This window comes from Nocardiopsis quinghaiensis (assembly GCF_008638365.1).
GTDB classification, from domain to species: Bacteria; Actinomycetota; Actinomycetes; order Streptosporangiales; family Streptosporangiaceae; genus Nocardiopsis; species Nocardiopsis quinghaiensis.
The window spans coordinates 406,741-423,282 of the sequence record NZ_VWVU01000003.1; the positions used below are offsets into that span (position 1 = coordinate 406,741).

Sequence of the window (16,542 nt, forward strand, 5' to 3'; positions counted from 1 at the left end):
CGACTACTTGATTCCGGTGGTGGCGATGCCCTTGACGAGGTATCGCTGTCCCGCGAGGAAGAATCCGAAAACCGGCCCGAGAGCGACGATCGACATGGCGAACAGCGGACCCCAGGAGGTCTGCGAGGTCGAGTCGACGAAGGTGCGCAGGGCTACGGGAACGGTATACATCTCCGGGTCGGTGAGGAAGATCAGCTGGCTGAAGAAGTCGTTCCACGTCCAGATGAAGGTGAAGATCGCCGTGGTGGCCAGGGCGGGCATGGACAGCGGCAGGATCAGCTGGCAGAAGATGCGGACGTGGCCGCAGCCGTCGATGCGCGCCGCCTCGTCCAGGTCCTTGGGCAGTCCACGGATGAACTGCACCATGAGGAAGATGAAGAACCCGTCGGTGGCCAGGAGCTTGGGCACGATCAGCGGCAGGAAGGTGTTGATCCAGCCCAGTTCGGAGAACAGGATGTACTGCGGCACGATCACGACGTGGATCGGCAGCATGATCGTGGCGAGCATGATGGCGAAGAACAGCCGCTTGCCGCGGAACTCCAGCCGGGCGAAGGCGTAGGCCGCCATGGAGCAGCCCACGAGGTTGCCGATGATCGCCCCGCCCACCACGATCGCCGAGTTGAGCATGTAGTGGTGGAAGGGGAACTGGAGGGCCGTCCATCCCTCGGGATAGTTGCCGCCGGTGAAGGTGTCCGGTATCAGGCCCGGCGCGCGGAAGATCTCCGCGGTGGGCTTGAAGGAGCTGGAGAGCATCCACAGCAGCGGGTAGAGCATGGCCAGCCCGAACCCGATCAGCCCGATGTGGGTGATAAGCCGTCGTACGCGTTGGGCCCGTGTGCTCCTCTGGGAGGTCACGGGGGCCCCTGTCTTAGTCGCCATAGAAGACCCAGTACTTGGAGGCGAAGAAGTTCACCGCGGTGAACCCGCCGATGATCATCAGCAGCAGCCACGCCATCGCCGAGGCGTATCCCATGTCGAAGGCGCCGAAGCCGCGTTGGTAGAGGTAGAGCGTGTAGAAGAGCGTGGAGTCGGAGGGCCCGCCGGTGCCGCCACTGACGATGAACGCCTGGGTGAAGGTCTGGAAGGCGTTGATGAACTGCAGCACCAGGTTGAAGAAGATGATCGGTGTGAGCATCGGCACGGTGATGTTCCAGAAGCGGCGCAGCGGACTCGCTCCGTCCACCGCGGCGGCCTCGTAGTACATGGCGGGGATCTGCCGCAGGCCCGCCAGGAAGATCACCATGGGTGCGCCGAAGGTCCACACGTTGAGCACGATCAGGGTGCCCAGTGCGTAGTCGGGGTGGGAGACCCAGCCCTCGCCCTGGATGCCGAAGAAGGCCAGGAACTGGTTGATCAGGCCGTTGGCACCGAAGACCTGGCGCCACAGGATGGCGATGGCCACACTGCCGCCCAGCAGGGAGGGCAGATAGTACACCGACCGGTACAGGGGCAGTCCCCGCACACCCCGGTCCAGGACCATCGCCAGGGCCAGGGCCAGGGCCAACTGGAGCGGCACCGACACGAACACGTACACGAACGTGACCTTCAGCGCGCTGAACAGCCGTTCGTCGCTGAGCATCCGCTCGTAGTTCTCCAGGCCGACCCAGTTGTGGTCGCCGATGAGGCTGTAGTCGGTGAAGGAGAAGTACAGGGAGGCCAGCAGGGGTCCCGCGGTGATGAACACCAGGCCGAGGAACCAGGGGGTCAGGAAACCGTAGGCGGCGAGGTTCTCTCGCCGCTTCCTGCCCTGAGCCGGCCTCTTGCCGGCCCGCGTTCCCGGCTTGGGGGCGGCCGTGTTCTGCGGGTCCTTGGGGGGCCGCCTTTGCAGGAGGGCGCTCACGGGGATCCACCCTCCTGTGGGGCCACCGCCGGGACGCTGGCGGACGCGTGCGGTCCTGGATTCATGGAAACTGCCAATCTCGTTCGGAAGGGCGCGTACGCTCTGTGTTCGAGAACACGGGATGAACTGCCAAAACCCGTTTTGGTAAGCGCTATCCACGTACTAAGATGTTCAGTTTCTAGCACCGGGTTACATGGGTGTCAACGGCACGTTTCCCGAAAAGTGTGATCCAGGCCCCAGATCGTTACCCTCCCGAGGTCTCCCCGACGCCCCACGAGCCCGCTCCTGGCGCGGTTTTCCGCAAGGAATATCACTTTCCGAGCAAGTTCGAACACCCTGCGTTGAGAGTTGCGGAGTGGCTTCTTCTTGGGCCGCGCCCTTGTCGCCCAGCGGGGAAAGCGTTTACCATGCCCTGTGTGAACCACACCACCCTACGCAGGTACGCGATCGTCGGCACCGGCTCCCGCGCTCGGATGTACACCCGGGCCCTGGTCGGATCCCATCGGGACCGGGGGCGACTGGTCGCCCTCTGCGACACCAACAGCACCCGCATGGCCGTGCACAACCGGATCGTCACCGACGCCGGCCTCGATCCCGTGCCGACCCACTCCCCCGACGACTTCACCCGCATGCTCAAGCAGGAGAGGGTCGACGAGGTCATCGTGTGCACCGTCGACCGCACCCACGCCGACTACGTCGTGGCCGCCCTGGACGCCGGCCTCGACGCCATCACCGAGAAACCCATGACCGCGGACCTGGACGGGCTGCGGCGCATCAACGAGGCCCAGGCCCGCACCGGGGGCCGGGTGACCGTCGGCTTCAACTACCGCTACAACCCCGTCCACCGCCAGATGCGCGACCTCATCGCCTCCGGGACCATCGGCGAGGTCGGCTCGGTGCACTTCGAGTGGCTGCTGGACCTGCGCCACGGCGCCGACTACTTCCGCCGCTGGCACCGCGACAAGGCCCAGTCCGGCGGCCTGCTCGTGCACAAGGCCAGCCACCACTTCGACCTGGTCAACTGGTGGATCGGCGCCCGGCCCACCGACGTGTTCGCCTCGGGCCGCCTGTTCTTCTACGGAGAGGAGAACGGTCGCCGCCACGGTCTGGCCGCCGACTACGAGCGCGGCCACGGCGAGGACGCCGCCGAGCACGACCCCTTCGCCCTGCACATGGAGGACAGCCCCGACCTGAGGGCCCTGTACCTGGAGGCCGAACACGAGGACGGCTACCGCCGCGACCTCAACGTCTTCAGCCCCGGCATCACCATCGAGGACGACATGTCCGTGCTGGTCGGTTACGACACCGGCGCCCGGCTCACCTACCACCTGGTCGCCTACGCCCCCTGGGAGGGCTACCGGATCGCCGTCACCGGCAGCGAGGGCCGCCTGGAACTGGACATGACCGAGTTCGAGTACACCTCGCCCCACCAGGACGAGGCCACGCCCGTGCGCGGTATGCCCGCCCCCAAGGAACACACCAGTGCCCGGCTGTGGCTGCGCCGCCACTGGCAGCCGCCCGAGGAGATCCAGGTCGCGGTGGGCGAGGGCACCCACGGCGGCGGCGACCAGCTCATGCTCGACTCCCTCTTCGGCGGCGGCGACGACGGCATCCGCCCCGACCACGCCGACGGTGGCAACGCCCTGCTCACCGGACTGGCCGCCAACGCCTCCATCACCTCGGGCACCCCGATCCGCGTCGCCGACCTGCTCGGGAACAGCTGATGGGCGCGCCCGTGCCCGTACTGCTGGCCGGGGTCCACGGGCACGGCCGCTCCCACCTTCGCGCCCTGCGCGAGATGGGTGAGAGCGGCCAGGTCCGGCTCGTGGGCCTGTGCGACCAGCGTCCCGTCCCCGACGGCGACGACCTGGAGGGACACGGCCCGCTGCCCTGCCACGCCGACCTGGGCGAGGCGATCGAGCGCACCGGCGCGCGGATCACCATCCTGTCCACGCCCATCCACACCCACCTGTCCCTGGCCCGCACCGCGCTGGAGCACGGTTCCCACGTTCTTCTGGAGAAGCCCACCACCGCGACCCTGGAGGAGTTCGAGCAGCTCAACGCGGCCGTGGACGCCTCCGGGCTGGCCTGCCAGGTGGGCTTTCAGAGCCTGGGGTCGACCGCCGTGGAAGCCGTGCGCGCCCTCGTGCGCGAGGGAGCGGTGGGCCGGGTGCGCGGTATCGGCGGCTCGGGCACCTGGGTGCGCACCTCGGCCTACTACGACCGCGCCCCCTGGGCCGGCCGGCGCCGCCTGCAGGGGCGCGACGTGGTGGACGGCGCGCTGACCAACCCCTTCGCCCACGCACTGGCCACCGCCCTGGCCGTGGCCCAGGCCGAGGCCGACGCACCGGCCCGGGTGGAACTGGAGATGTTCCACGCCCACCCCATCGAGGCCGACGACACCTCCTGCGTGCGCGTACACACCGCCGACGGCCTGCCCATCACCCTGGCGGTGACCCTGTGCGCGCCCGAACACCTGCCACCGCGCCTGGTGGTGCACGGCGAGCGCGGGCGCATCGACTTCGAGTACACCCTGGACCGCCTCACCCTGCACCGGCCCGGTCGCACCCCGGTCACCACCACCCATCCACGCACCCCCCTGCTGACCAACCTCCTCGCCCACCTGCGCGGGGAGGAGCCGCTCCTGGTCCCGCCCCCGGCCACCCGAGCGTTCATGCACGTGCTCGAAGCGGTGCGCACCGCACCCGACCCCGTGGCGGTCCCGGACCACAGGCAACAGGTCCACCACACCGACGAGGGCGTGCGCCGGATCATCCCCGGCATCGACACCCTCATCCACCGCAGCGCCGAGCACCTGGCGCTGTTCTCCGAACTCGACCCCGCCTGGTCTCCCGCCTCCCCGGCGGGGTCGGCCGACCCGAAGGCCACACCGTGAACACGCTGACCCTGGACGGTCGCACCCTGGCCGTCCTGCACGACGGAACCGACATCGAACCGGCCCTGTCCCCGCGCCCCTACCTGCACCCGGTACGCACCCGTGCGGGAACGGTGGTCACCGAACAACGGCCCGCCGACCACCTGCACCACTTCGGTATGAGCGTGGCCGTGCCCGACGTGTCGGGGATCAGCTTCTGGGGCGGGCGCACCTTCACCCGCGACCGGGGGTCGGTGCTCCTGGACAACCACGGCCGCCAACGGCACTTGTCCTGGCTGGAGCTGGGCGAGGACCGCCGCGTCGAACTCCTGTCGTGGACCGACCCGGAGGGGGCCGAACTCCTGCGTGAGGAACGCACCGTGCGCGCCTCGGGCCTGGACGAACACACCTGGGTGCTGGATGTGCGCACGGATCTGCGCAACACCTCAGGACGCGAGCTGAGTATCGGCAGTCCCGCCACCAACGGACGCCCCGGCGCCGGATACGGGGGCCTGTTCTGGCGCGCACCCCTCGCCGCCACCCCTCCCGCCGTCACCGGCGACGGCGGGCTGCGGGGCGAGGAGGCCCTGCAGGGCTCGCGCGCCGAGTGGCTGGCCATGGCCGGAACGGGCGAGGACGGTGGACGATGGACCCTGCTCTTCCTCCAGCCCGGTGGGCACACCGACCCCTGGTTCCTGCGCGCGGAGGAGTACCCCGGGGTGGGGCCCGCACTGGCCTGGGACGCACGCCTGCCCCTGCCCGAGGGCGAGCGCCTGCAGCGGCGCCTGCGCGTGGCGGTGTGCGACGGGCATCCCGACGACGGGGCCCTGCGGGACCTGGCCGCCTCCGCGCGGGAGCTGACCTGAACACCTGAGGCGGGGAGCGCGGGCGACCCCCGACAAGGGCAGCACGAGACCGAAGACCCCTGGGCCCCTGACACCAACGTCAGGCCCGCCCCACCAGGCGGCACCAGAGCCCAGCCTGACCTGTGCACAACCGCCCCGGACCGACCGGGGCACGGAAGGAAGACAACACCCATGCGCGTTCTCGTCACCGGCGGCTCCGGGCGTCTCGGCCGCAGCGTCGTGTCCGTCCTGGCATCCCGCGGACACCAGGTGACCTCCGTGGACACCGCTCCGGCAGGCCAACCCCAAGGCGTCGAGGGCATCACCGCCGACCTGCTGGACCCCGCCGCGCTGGAGGAGGCCTTCACCCGCGCCCGCCCCGAGGCGGTCGTCCACCTGGCCGGGATCGCCGTGCCCTTCGCACGCCCCGACGTGGAGACCCTCCAGGTCAACACCGGACTGGCCTGGGCGGTGCTCTCCGCCGCCGTCGCCCACGGCGCGCACTCGGCGGTGGCCGCCTCCAGCCCCACCGTCTACGGGTACAACACCCCCTCCTGGACACCCCGCTACCTGCCGCTGGACGAGGAGCACCCGGTAGCGCCCTGGCACGCCTACGGGCTGAGCAAGACGATCATCGAGGACACCGTGCGCGCCCTGGCACGCACCGCCCGTACCTGCGTCCTGTCGGGCGTGCGCCCGGGATACGTGGTCGCCCCCGAGGAGTGGGAGGGCGCCCCCACCCAGCTGGGACACACCATGGCCGAGCGGCTGGCCGACCCCGCGCTGGCCGCCACCTCCCTGTTCAACTACGTCGACGCCCGCGACGCCGCCGAGCTGTTCGCCCTGGTGGTGGAGAACCCCGGCAAGATCCGTGGAGGGCAGGTGTTCAACGCCATGGCCCCCGACCCCCTGGCCACCGGACCGGTCGACGCCCTGCTGCCCCAGCACCACCCCGCCACCGCGGCGGCGGCCGCCGCCCTGGCCGACGGCCGCGCCGTGTTCTCCTCCGAAGCGGCCCGCACCGCCCTGGGCTGGACCCCCACACGGACCTGGCGCGAACAGCTGCGCACCGAGACCGGCGGATCCGCCGCCCCCTCCGGAGGCCACAGGGACTGACGAGGTGAGGGAGACATCAGAACATACGTGAGCGGGCTGAGGGCTCCGCTAGGCTAGGAAAGAGTTTTCCCGTGGGCCGAGGCAGGAGAGGGAGCGGCGTGGAGTCCGGTTACGTGACCCTGGAACAGGTCGCCGAGCACGCCGGGGTGTCCTTGGCGACAGCCTCGAGGGTGATCAACGGCAGCACCCGACAGGTGAGCCAGCGCCTGCGGGACAAGGTGACCGCCAGCGCCCAGGAACTCGGTTACCTGGCCAACGCCTCGGCCCAGACCCTGGCCCGCAACAGCAGTTCCCTGGTCGGACTGCTCGTCCACGACATCTCCGACCCCTACTTCTCCTCGATCGCGGCCGGGGTCACCCGCCACACCGAGGAGCAGGGCCTGGTCCTGGTGCTGGGCACCACCAGCCGCTCCGCGCAGACGGAGGGCCGCATCCTGGCCACGCTGCGCGCGCACCGGGCCCGCGCGGTGGTGCTGGTCGGATCGCGCTCCACCGACGAGGAGAGCAACCGGCGCCTGTCCGAGGAGATCCTCATGTTCCGCCGCCAGGGCGGACAGGTGGCGTGCGTGTCCCAGGAGGGCCTTCCCGCCGACACGGTCACCCCCGACAACCACACCGGCGCGGCCGACCTGGCCCGCCGCCTCATCGCCCAGGGACACCGCGAGTTCGCCATCCTGGCCGGTCCCACCGACCTGCAGACCGCCCGCGAACGCCTGGACGGCTTCCACTCCGCGCTCTCGGGAGCAGGCCTGGAACTGGCCCACCACAACGTGGTGCACGGCGCCTTCACCCGCGACGGCGGCTATGAGTCCACCCGACGCCTGATGGCGGTGGGCACCGACGCCACCTGCCTGTTCGCGGTCAACGACGTCATGGCCACCGGGGCGATGGCGGCCCTGCGCGACCTGGGACTGCGGGTGCCCGCCGACCTGTCGGTGGCCGGGTTCGACGACATCCCCACCCTGCGCGACCTGACCCCCGCGCTGACCACGGTGCGCCTTCCCCTGGAGGAGATGGGCGAACGGGCCGCCCTGCTCGCCCTGGAAGGCGAGCCCAGTGACCAGCCCCGTGTGATCACCGTGCGGGGCGAGGTCGTCGAACGCGAGAGCACCGCACCGCCCACCCGCTGACCCCGTGGTCCGCCGGGCCGACTCCTCACGGTCCATGGCGAACTCCGGCAGCGGCTCGCCCCCGACGCCGTCCCCGAAGCGACCCGGCGGCTCACACCCGGGTCCGCTCCGAAAAGCGCCACCGCAGGCGCGCCCACCCCACGCCCGCCCAGGAGGCCGCCACGGTCCCCGCCATGACCAGGCGCGAGGTCAGCAGGTGCTCACGCGGATACAGGATGCCGGTCAGGTAGAAGTCGATGAAGCCGTCCTCCATCACCGCGCGCCCGGTCTCCAGCCGCGACCAGTTCTCGATCCCGGTCAGCAAGCACGGCCAGTCGACGATGACGATGCCCAGGGCGTAGGCGGCCACGCCCAGGTGCACCCAGAACAGTCGGGGCCGGCGCCAGGCCAGGAAACCGCCGAAGACGACGAAGCCGAGGAAGCAGAAGTGCAGGACCATCGCGGTGTGGCCGAGGAAGGAAGTCATGCCCCCGAACCTAGGAACGCACCCGTCCCCGCGCATCGGTACCCGCACCCACCCCTTGTGAGTACCCGTACTCACGACAAGGCCGGGACACCCCGCCACGGGGTACCCCGGCCCGCCGGTCGCGCACCCGGTGCTAGGGGGAGGCGTCCGCGACCGGTGTGAGCGTGTCGGTGAACACCAGGCCGTGGCCGTGCCCGGTCTCGGCGCTCACCCGGCCCCGGTCGAACTCCACCCCGCTGGGGCGGGCCAACGCGCCCAGCGCGGCGAAGGAGGCCCGGTCGATGTCCTCGACCATGGCCACCCGGGGCAGGCACAGCGCCAACTGCCCCGACAGCTCGGGCAACAGGTGCGGAGCCACCGGCACGCCCCGGCGCGCCATCGACTCCGCGATCCGCAGGAACGGGGTGATGCCGCCGACCCGCACCACGTTGGGCTGGGCGACGTCGCACACCCCCAACTCCACGGCCCGTTCGAACTCCGCGACCGTGCGCAGGTTCTCCCCGACCGCGAACGGGATCCGGGTGCGCTCACGCAGCCGGGCGTGCGCCTCCAGGTCCTCCGCGGGAAGCGGCTCCTCCACGAAGTGCGGGTCCAGATCCTCCAGCGCCTCCAGCGCACGAACCGCACGCGGCACGTCCCAGCGCTGGTTGGCGTCCACCATCAGCAGGCGCTCGGAACCCACCAGCTCGCGCACCGCCCCCACCCGCTCCACGTCGCGGGCCAGGTCGGACGAGCCCACCTTCATCTTGACCGCCGAGTGCCCGGCCTGCACCCATCCGCGCACCTGCTCCAGCAGGTCCTCCAGGGGGTAGTCCAGGTTCACCCCGCTGCCGTAGGCGGGCACCGACTCCCGGCGCCGTCCCACCAGGTCCACCAGGCTCATCCCCGCCGCACGGGCACTCAGGTCCCACAGGGCGATGTCCACCCCGGCCAGCGCCATCAGGGTGAGCCCGCTGGTACCCGCCTCACGCAGGTGCCAGCGCAGCTCCTCCCACCGGGCCGGATGGGCCCGCTGCCCCACCAGCGCGGGCCGGACGTCGTCGTTGACCAGAGCGGCCACCGCCCGGGCCCCGATCAGCGGGGTCCACGCGAAACCCGTGCCCACCAGGCCGGCGTCGGTGGACACCCGCACCACGACGACGTCGTTGCGGTCCACGCCCCCGTCCCAGGAACGGTGCAGCGGCAGCCGGAAGGCACGGGCGCCCACCTCGGTGACACGCACGCTCACGCCCCCTTGGCCAGGGACAGGCCGGTCCCGATCAGCTCGGTCAGGGCGGCCTCCTCCTCGGCGGTGGGTTCCACGAACGGGGCCCGTACCCCGCCCATGTCCACCCCGCGCAGCCGGGCGCCCGCCTTGACCAACGACACCGCATACCCCGGCACCCGGTCGCGCAGGCGCACCAGCGGCTCGAAGAACTCGCGCATCAGGGCGTCGGCCAGCGGGTCACCGGCGTGGAAGGCGGTGTAGAAGGCGTTGGCGACCTCGGGCACGAACGCGAACGCCGCCGAGGAGTACAGCGGCACCCCCACCGCCCGGTAGGCGGACACGGTCAGCTCGGCCGTGGGCAGCCCGTTGAAGAAGGTGAACTCCTCACCGCGCACCTCACGCACCGCCAGCACGATCTGGTGCATCCGCCCCAGATCCCCGACCCCGTCCTTGATACCGACCACCGTGGGGATCCGGGCCAGTTCAGCCGCGCTCTGGGGAGTGAAGACCATCGAACCGCGCTGGTAGACCACCACCGGGATGTCCACGGCCGAGGTCACCGTGCGCACGTACTCCACCAGCCCCCGCTGGGGGGCGCCCACCAGGTAGGGCGGCAGCAGCAGGACCGCGTCCGCGCCCAACTCCCTGGCAGCACGGGCCTGCTCGATGGCGGTGCCCACGCTGCCGCCCGCGCCGGCGACCACCGGCACACGGCCCGCGGTGACCTCCACCGACCGCCGCACCACGGCGGCGTGCTCGGCGGCCGACAGGGCGTGCACCTCACCGGTGCCGCAGGCCGCGAACACCCCGCCCGCACCGTGCTCCACACCCGAGGCCACGTGCTCGGCCAGCACGGTCTCGTTCACCCCTCCCCCGGTGTCGAAGGGGGTCAGGGGAAAGAACAGGATTCCGTCGAAGTTCATACTGCTCCTCGTACTCCTTACCGGGGTGGTCCGGGGACGCCGGAGCGTCCCCGGACCACCTCACAGGACATGCTGGACGTGGCGGCGGGCCACGGTGGCGACGACGTCGTCGCCGTCGGCCTCCCAGACCCGCTTGTTGAAGATCTCCACCTCGATGTCGCCGTCATAGCCCGCGGCGTCCACCGCGCGGCGCAGGGCGCCCACGTCGGCGTGGCCGTCGCCGACCATGCCCCGACCCAGCAGGGCGTCGGAGGGGATCGGCAACTCCCAGTCGCAGGCCTGGAAGGAGGCGATGCGCCCGCCCGCCCCGGCACGGGCGATCTGCTCCCACACCTGCGGGTCCCACCACACGTGGTAGGCGTCCACCACCACGCCGACGGCGGCGGCGTCGAAGCGCTCGGCCAGGTCCAGGGCCTGACCCAGCGTGGAGAGCACGGCCCGGTCGGCGCAGAACATCGGATGCAGGGCCTCCAGGGCGAGCCGCACCCCGCGCTCGGCGGCGTAGGGCACCAACTCGGCGAGGGCGTCCGCCGCTCGTTCCCGGATTCCGACCAGGTCGCGGTCGCCGTCGGGCATGCCGCCCAGCACCATGACCAGGCAGGGTGCGCCCAGTTCGGCGGCCTCGTCGATGGCGCGTCGGTTGTCCTCCAGGGCCGCGGCCCTGTCGGGGTCGGTGAGGAATCCGGCACGGCAGTGGGAGGACACCCGCAACCCGGACCGGCGCAACAGGCGGGCGGCCTGGGCCAGGCCCATCTCGGCGACCGGCTCGCGCCACACACCGATGGCGGGCACTCCCGCGCGCAGGCAACCGTCCACGGCCTGGGACAGACTCCAGTACTTGACGGTGGCCTGGTTGAGCGAGAGCCGTGAGAGCCGGGGGTCACCCGGTCGGGGGGTGGGTATCGCCGCGGGCAGACCGGAGGGCACGTCCACCACCGTGGGAGCGGCCGTCGTGGCGTCGTCGGAAACCGTGCTCACTGCCGCACCCCCGAGACTTCGAGGAGCGCCCGCATACGTGCCGCCGCCAGGTCGGGGTCGGTCAGGGCCCCGGCGGCGTCGGCCAGGCGCACCGCCTGTGCCAGGTGGGGCAGGTCGCGGGCGCTGTGCAGCCCACCCACCATGTGAAAGCCCTTCTGGTGGCCGTTGAGCCAGGCCAGGAAGGTGATACCGGTCTTGTAGTAGAAGGTGGGCGTGGCGAACAGGTGCCGGGCCAGGGGGACCGTGGAGTCCATCAGGGCCCGGTAACCCTTGGTGTCGCCCTCGTCCAGGGCCGCCAGCGCGCGGGCGGCGGCCGGCGCGATGGCGGCGAAGATGCCCAACAGGGCGTGGGAGTGGCCGTGCTCGTCGCCCAGGACCAGGTCCGGGTAGTCGAAGTCGTCACCGGTGTACAGGCGCACCCCCTCGGGAAGCAGGCGGCGCAGCCGCACCTCCAGGGAGGCGTCGAGCAGGGAGACCTTGATGCCCTCCACCTTCGCCGCGTGCTCGGCGATGAGGGCGGCCACCGGCTCGATCGCCTCGGCCGGGTCGGCGTGGCCCCAGTACCCGGCCAGGGCCGGGTCGAAGGCGGTGCCCAGCCAGTGCAGGATGACCGGCTGGTCGGCCTGGCGCAGCAGGTGTCCATAGACCTTGGCGTAGTCCTCGGGGCCGGAGGCGACGGCGGCCAGGGCGCGGGAGGCCATCAGGATGGGTGTGGCACCGGCGCCCTGGACGACGTCGAGCTGCTCCCCGTACGCAGTGATAACGCTTTCCACATCGGCGTGCGAAGGATCGAGCTGATCGGTGCCCACGCCGCAGGCCAGGGCGGCGCCACGCGCGGCGGCCTCCGCCCCCGACCTGCGGATCAGCTCGGCGGTGGCCGCCCAGTCCAGGCCCATGCCGCGCTGGGCGGTGTCCATGGCGTCGGCCACGCCGAGCCCCTGGTCCCACAGGTGATGGCGAAAGGCCAGGGTGGCGTCCCAGTCCAGGCGTGCGGGTGCCCCGGGGGCGTTGGGGGAGAGGGGGTCGGCGACCACGTGGGCCGCCGCGTAGGCGGTGCGCGAGCGCGCGGGGGGCAGCGGGGAGGTGTCGACGGGGGTGCCGACCAGGGTGTGGGGGGAGAGGGCACCGTCGGTGGTGGGTAGCAGGAGTGTGTTCATGCGAGGGTGACCTCGTCCAGTTCGATCGTGCGCCCGGTACGCGCCGACTGCAGTCCGGCCTCGGCCATCTGCATGCCGCGGGCCCCGGAGAGCAGGTCGTGCGGGAAGGGCGTGTCCAGGACCACGTGGCGCAGGAAGTTCTCCCACTGGGCGCGGAAGCCGTTGGGGAACTCGGCGTTGTCGGGCACCGGCTCCCACTGGTCGCGGTAGCGGCCCGGGTCCTCCAGGTCGGGGTTCCACACCGCCTTGGGCGTGGCCGAGCGGTGTTGGGCACGGCAGGAGCGCAGCCCCGCCACGGCGCTGCCGTGGGTGCCGTCGACCTGGAACTCCACGAGCTCGTCGCGCGCCACGCGCACGTTCCAGGAGGAGTTGATCTGGGCGATGACACCGCCGTCCAACTCGAAGATGCCGTAGGCGGAGTCGTCGGCGGTGGCCTCGTAGGGCTCGCCGTTCTCGTCCCAGCGGCGCGGGATGTGGGTGGCCACCTTGGCGGTGACCGCCCGCACCGGACCGAACAGGTGCTCCAGGATGTAGTGCCAGTGCGGGAACATGTCCAGCACCATGCCGCCGCCCTCCTCGGCACGGTAGTTCCAGCTCGGGCGCTGCGCGGGCTGCCAGTCACCCTCGAAGACCCAGTAGCCGAACTCACCGCGCACCGACAGGATCTGCCCGAAGAAGCCGCTCTCGACCAGCCTGCGCAGTTTGATCAGGCCGGGCAGGAACAGCTTGTCCTGGACCACACCGTTGCGCACGCCCGCGTCGCGGGCCAGCTTGGCCAGTTCCAGGGAGGCGCTGAGCGTACTCGCGGTGGGCTTTTCGACGTAGACGTGCTTGCCGGCGGTGATGGCGGCGCGTACGGCGGCCTCGCGGGCGTGCGTGATCTGGGAGTCGAAGTAGATCTTGACGTCGTCGTCGGAGAGCACGGAGTCCAGGTCGGTGGACCACCGCTCGATTCCGTGGAGTTCGGCGATCTCGCGCAGCTTGCGCTCGGAGCGCCCGATCAGGACAGGTTCGGGAATGATCCGGGATCCGTCGGGCAGGCGTACGCCGCCCGCCTCGCGGATGGCCAGGATCGACCGGGTCAGGTGCTGCCGGTATCCCATGCGTCCGGTGACGCCGTTCATCGCGACACCCAGCATGTGATCACCCATAGGTTGTTACCATCCTTCCGTGTGAAAGCGCTTTCCAGCGTACGCCAAACCCACCTTTCGCACCAGAGGGACCCCTGGACCAGCCACGACGCGAGCGGTCCGTACCGGATGCGCGGCAACCACACGCGGTGTCGGCGCGTGGGCCCAGAACCCGGGGACATGCGTGCGCGGATCCGCGTACCCGCTGGTCAGCACGGCTATGCCAGGTCAGGTCAGCAGGGCGCGCAGCCTGGCCGCGTGGCCGTCCAGCTCGCCGCGGCCGGCTTCCTCCCACACCGCCCGGACGGAGAAGGAGTCGCCCGCGAAGCGCGGGAAGACGTGCAGGTGCACATGGAAGACCTCCTGGCCCGCCGCCTCACCGTCGGCCAGGAACAGGTTGACCCCCTCGCAGCGCACACCCCCCGAGTCGGTGCCCCGCGCGGCGGCGCGCAGGGCTCCACCCACCCGCCGGGCCACCCCCCACAACCGCCCGCCCAGCGCGTCGCCGACCTCGCCCAGCCCCACCAGGTGCTCGCACGGCACCACCAGCACGTGCCCCGGTGTGACCGGATACAGGTCCATAAAGGCCAGCACCAGGTCGTCGGCGTAGACGACGCTGCCCTGGGCCCGGCCGTCCCTGATCAGACAGAACACGCAGTCGCTCACCGCAGGACTCCTCCGCCGGGGAGTTCCACCGTGACACGGCACCGCCCGGCCGTCACCCGCTTTTCGGCGAGCGGGCACGCCCGCGCCACCACTCCTAGGTACGCGGCGGCGCCGCACGGGGCCTCCTCCGCGCGGCCCACTCCCCCGCCCTCGGCACCGGCGCCACGCGCACGCGCAAGCACGCCTGAAGATGTCCGGTAAGTGTTCCTTGGGAACTTTGGGGCACTGTGCGAGCCAAGACAAAAGCCACCGAAAGACCCATGGTCGAGCGACACCATGCCCAGCAGGAACGCCCCACGATGCTGACCAGGCCAACTCCTGCTACCGTGCGGATCGCGAACTACGGGATGATTTAGGAGACCTGAACATGGTCCAACAGACTCGCGAGCAGTGGGGGACGCGCGCGGGCTTCCTGATGGCGGCGATCGGATCCGCCGTCGGCCTGGGCAACATCTGGCGATTCCCCTACATCGCCTACGAGAACGGTGGCGGCGCCTTCCTGGTGCCCTACCTCGTCGCCCTGATCACCGCAGGTGTACCGCTGCTGATCCTCGAATACAGCATCGGGCACCGCTACCGCTCCTCCGCGCCGCTGTCCTACCGGCGCATCGCCAGACCCGCCGAGGCCATCGGCTGGTGGCAGGTGGCCATCTGCTTCGTGATCGCGGTCTACTACGGGGCCATCATCGCCTGGAGCTGCGCCTACCTGGTCTTCTCCGTGCGCGAGTCCTGGGGCGACGACCCCAACGCCTTCTTCTTCGGCGACTACCTCCAGATGAGCGAGGCACCGGGCGCGATCTCGGGCTACGTTCCCGGAGTCGCCCTGCCGCTCATCGGCGTGTGGGCCGTGGTGCTGCTGATCCTGGCACTCGGCATCCGCAACGGCATCGAGAAGGCCAACAGGATCTTCATCCCGCTGCTGGTGGTGCTGTTCCTGGTCCTGGTCGTCCAAGCGCTCACCCTCGACGGAGCCGCCACGGGTCTGGACGCGCTGTTCACCCCCGACTGGGGCGCCATGCTCAACGGGAGCGTGTGGGTGGCCGCCTACGGACAGATCTTCTTCTCCCTGTCCATCGGCTTCGCCATCATGGTCACCTACGCCTCCTACCTGCGGCGCAGGACCGACCTGACCGGAACCGCCATCACGGCGGGCTTCGCCAACAGCTCCTTCGAGCTGCTCGCCGGTATCGGCGTGTTCGCCGCCCTGGGCTTCATGGCCACCACCGCCGGCACCGGTGTCGACGAGGTCGCCACCTCCGGCATCGGCCTGGCGTTCGTCGCCTTCCCGCAGATCATCTCCACCCTGCCCTTCGGCGGCGCCCTGTTCGGCGTGCTCTTCTTCGGGTCCCTGACCATCGCGGGCGTCAGCTCGCTGATCAGCATCGTGGAGGTCAACATCTCGGCCGTGCGGGACCGCACCGGCCTGGGCCGCGTCCCGTCCGTGCTGCTGGTCGGCGGCCTCACCGCGCTGGTCTCGATCCTGCTCTTCCCCACACCCGAGGGACTGCACTACCTGGACGTGTTCGACCACTTCATCAACCAGTACGGCATCGCCCTGGCCGCCCTGGTGATGCTGGTCGTGTTCGCGTGGGCCCTGCGCAGGCTGCCCATGTTCCAGAACCACGCCAACGCGGTCTCCACTCTCCGACTCGGCCTGTGGTGGAAGGTCGCCCTGGGCGTCATCACTCCCGTCCTGCTCGGCTTCATGATGTGGGACAGCCTGCGCACGGAGCTGATGGAGAACTACGGGGGCTACCCGTCCGGGTTCCTGCTCACCGCCGGATGGGGCGTGGCCATCGGCGCGATCGTCTTCGGCGTCGTCCTCTCGTTCATCCCGTGGAAGCGGGCTGACGTTCTGGCCGCCCAGGACGCCGAGCAGAGCAGGACCGCAAGCGCCCAGAACACCGACAAGGAGGGGGACCGCTGATGTCCGTCAGCGCGATCGTCATGATGGTCGTCTCCATCGTCCTGCTGTGGGGCGGCCTCGTCGCGGCCATCCTGCACCTGCGCCGCCACCCCGAGGAGCCCGGCTCCGAGTAGTCCCGGGTACCGCGGACACGACGGCAAGGGCCCCGGGTCACCTGAACTGGGCCCCAGATGTTGGACCGGCTAATTGAAGGTTAGGCCGTCAGGGCCTGGGCTCGGTACTCGACCGGGCTCAGGCCCTCGAGGTAGGTATGCACCCGTTCGTTGTTGAACCAGGCGATGT

The 16,542-nt window shown here is 70.6% G+C and carries 17 protein-coding genes; 7 read left to right on the forward strand and 10 right to left on the reverse strand.

Going from position 1 to position 16,542, the window contains the following annotated elements:
- Positions 1-3 precede the first annotated feature (3 nt).
- Positions 4-879, reverse strand: coding sequence for a carbohydrate ABC transporter permease (locus FYX01_RS10610; protein WP_150240013.1), 876 nt, complete (start codon positions 877-879; stop codon positions 4-6).
- A complete protein-coding gene (locus tag FYX01_RS10615; protein WP_150240015.1) occupies positions 869-1,840 on the reverse strand; it encodes a carbohydrate ABC transporter permease in 972 nt (323 codons plus the stop codon). Before FYX01_RS10615 ends, FYX01_RS10610 begins: the two co-directional genes overlap by 11 nt.
- Before the next feature lie 407 nt (positions 1,841-2,247).
- Here FYX01_RS10615 and FYX01_RS10620 point away from each other — a divergent pair, with 407 nt between their 5' ends.
- The 5 genes from FYX01_RS10620 (at position 2,248) to FYX01_RS10640 (ending at position 7,806) form a co-directional block, all read left to right on the forward strand.
- Positions 2,248-3,564: a Gfo/Idh/MocA family protein gene (locus tag FYX01_RS10620; RefSeq protein WP_190394264.1), complete on the forward strand. Its 1,317-nt coding sequence runs from the start codon at positions 2,248-2,250 to the stop codon at positions 3,562-3,564.
- Positions 3,564-4,736, forward strand: a complete 1,173-nt coding sequence (locus FYX01_RS10625; RefSeq protein WP_150240019.1) for a Gfo/Idh/MocA family protein — start codon at positions 3,564-3,566, stop codon at positions 4,734-4,736. The genes FYX01_RS10620 and FYX01_RS10625 overlap by 1 nt, the downstream gene beginning before the upstream one ends.
- A complete protein-coding gene (locus FYX01_RS10630; protein ID WP_150240021.1) occupies positions 4,733-5,581 on the forward strand; it encodes a DUF6807 domain-containing protein in 849 nt (282 codons plus the stop codon). The genes FYX01_RS10625 and FYX01_RS10630 overlap by 4 nt, the downstream gene beginning before the upstream one ends.
- 171 nt (positions 5,582-5,752) lie before the next feature.
- A complete protein-coding gene (locus FYX01_RS10635; protein ID WP_150240023.1) occupies positions 5,753-6,676 on the forward strand; it encodes an NAD-dependent epimerase/dehydratase family protein in 924 nt (307 codons plus the stop codon).
- 98 nt (positions 6,677-6,774) lie between these two features.
- On the forward strand, positions 6,775-7,806 hold the full coding sequence (locus FYX01_RS10640) for a LacI family DNA-binding transcriptional regulator (protein ID WP_150240025.1): 1,032 nt from the start codon (positions 6,775-6,777) through the stop codon (positions 7,804-7,806).
- Between the two features lie 91 nt (positions 7,807-7,897).
- Here the strand turns inward: FYX01_RS10640 and FYX01_RS10645 are convergent, their stop codons facing one another.
- The 7 genes from FYX01_RS10645 to FYX01_RS10675 form a co-directional block, all read right to left on the reverse strand.
- On the reverse strand, positions 7,898-8,272 hold the full coding sequence (locus FYX01_RS10645; RefSeq protein WP_150240026.1) for a DUF2784 domain-containing protein: 375 nt from the start codon (positions 8,270-8,272) through the stop codon (positions 7,898-7,900).
- 133 nt (positions 8,273-8,405) lie between these two features.
- Positions 8,406-9,494, reverse strand: a complete 1,089-nt coding sequence (locus FYX01_RS10650; RefSeq protein WP_150240123.1) for a mandelate racemase/muconate lactonizing enzyme family protein — start codon at positions 9,492-9,494, stop codon at positions 8,406-8,408.
- Positions 9,495-9,496: 2 nt separating this feature from the next.
- Complete coding sequence (locus FYX01_RS10655; RefSeq protein WP_150240028.1) at positions 9,497-10,402, reverse strand: 5-dehydro-4-deoxyglucarate dehydratase; 906 nt, start codon at positions 10,400-10,402, stop codon at positions 9,497-9,499.
- A 60-nt stretch (positions 10,403-10,462) separates the two neighbouring features.
- Positions 10,463-11,380, reverse strand: a complete 918-nt coding sequence (locus FYX01_RS10660) for a sugar phosphate isomerase/epimerase family protein (protein ID WP_223830393.1) — start codon at positions 11,378-11,380, stop codon at positions 10,463-10,465.
- Positions 11,377-12,537 (reverse strand): dihydrodipicolinate synthase family protein, encoded by a 1,161-nt coding sequence (locus FYX01_RS10665; RefSeq protein WP_150240030.1) that lies wholly within the window; start codon positions 12,535-12,537, stop codon positions 11,377-11,379. Before FYX01_RS10665 ends, FYX01_RS10660 begins: the two co-directional genes overlap by 4 nt.
- Positions 12,534-13,688 (reverse strand): Gfo/Idh/MocA family protein, encoded by a 1,155-nt coding sequence (locus FYX01_RS10670; protein ID WP_150240032.1) that lies wholly within the window; start codon positions 13,686-13,688, stop codon positions 12,534-12,536. Before FYX01_RS10670 ends, FYX01_RS10665 begins: the two co-directional genes overlap by 4 nt.
- 207 nt (positions 13,689-13,895) lie before the next feature.
- Positions 13,896-14,333, reverse strand: coding sequence for an HIT family protein (locus tag FYX01_RS10675; protein ID WP_150240034.1), 438 nt, complete (start codon positions 14,331-14,333; stop codon positions 13,896-13,898).
- Positions 14,334-14,700: 367 nt separating this feature from the next.
- Here FYX01_RS10675 and FYX01_RS10680 point away from each other — a divergent pair, with 367 nt between their 5' ends.
- Complete coding sequence (locus FYX01_RS10680) at positions 14,701-16,260, forward strand: sodium-dependent transporter (protein ID WP_150240036.1); 1,560 nt, start codon at positions 14,701-14,703, stop codon at positions 16,258-16,260.
- Entirely contained in the window at positions 16,260-16,373 is a 114-nt protein-coding gene (locus FYX01_RS10685; RefSeq protein ID WP_150240038.1) for a methionine/alanine import family NSS transporter small subunit, read from the forward strand. Before FYX01_RS10680 ends, FYX01_RS10685 begins: the two co-directional genes overlap by 1 nt.
- A gap of 80 nt (positions 16,374-16,453) precedes the next feature.
- Here the strand turns inward: FYX01_RS10685 and FYX01_RS27235 are convergent, their stop codons facing one another.
- On the reverse strand, positions 16,454-16,540 hold the full coding sequence (locus FYX01_RS27235; protein WP_223830402.1) for an IS3 family transposase: 87 nt from the start codon (positions 16,538-16,540) through the stop codon (positions 16,454-16,456).
- Positions 16,541-16,542: the final 2 nt, after the last annotated feature.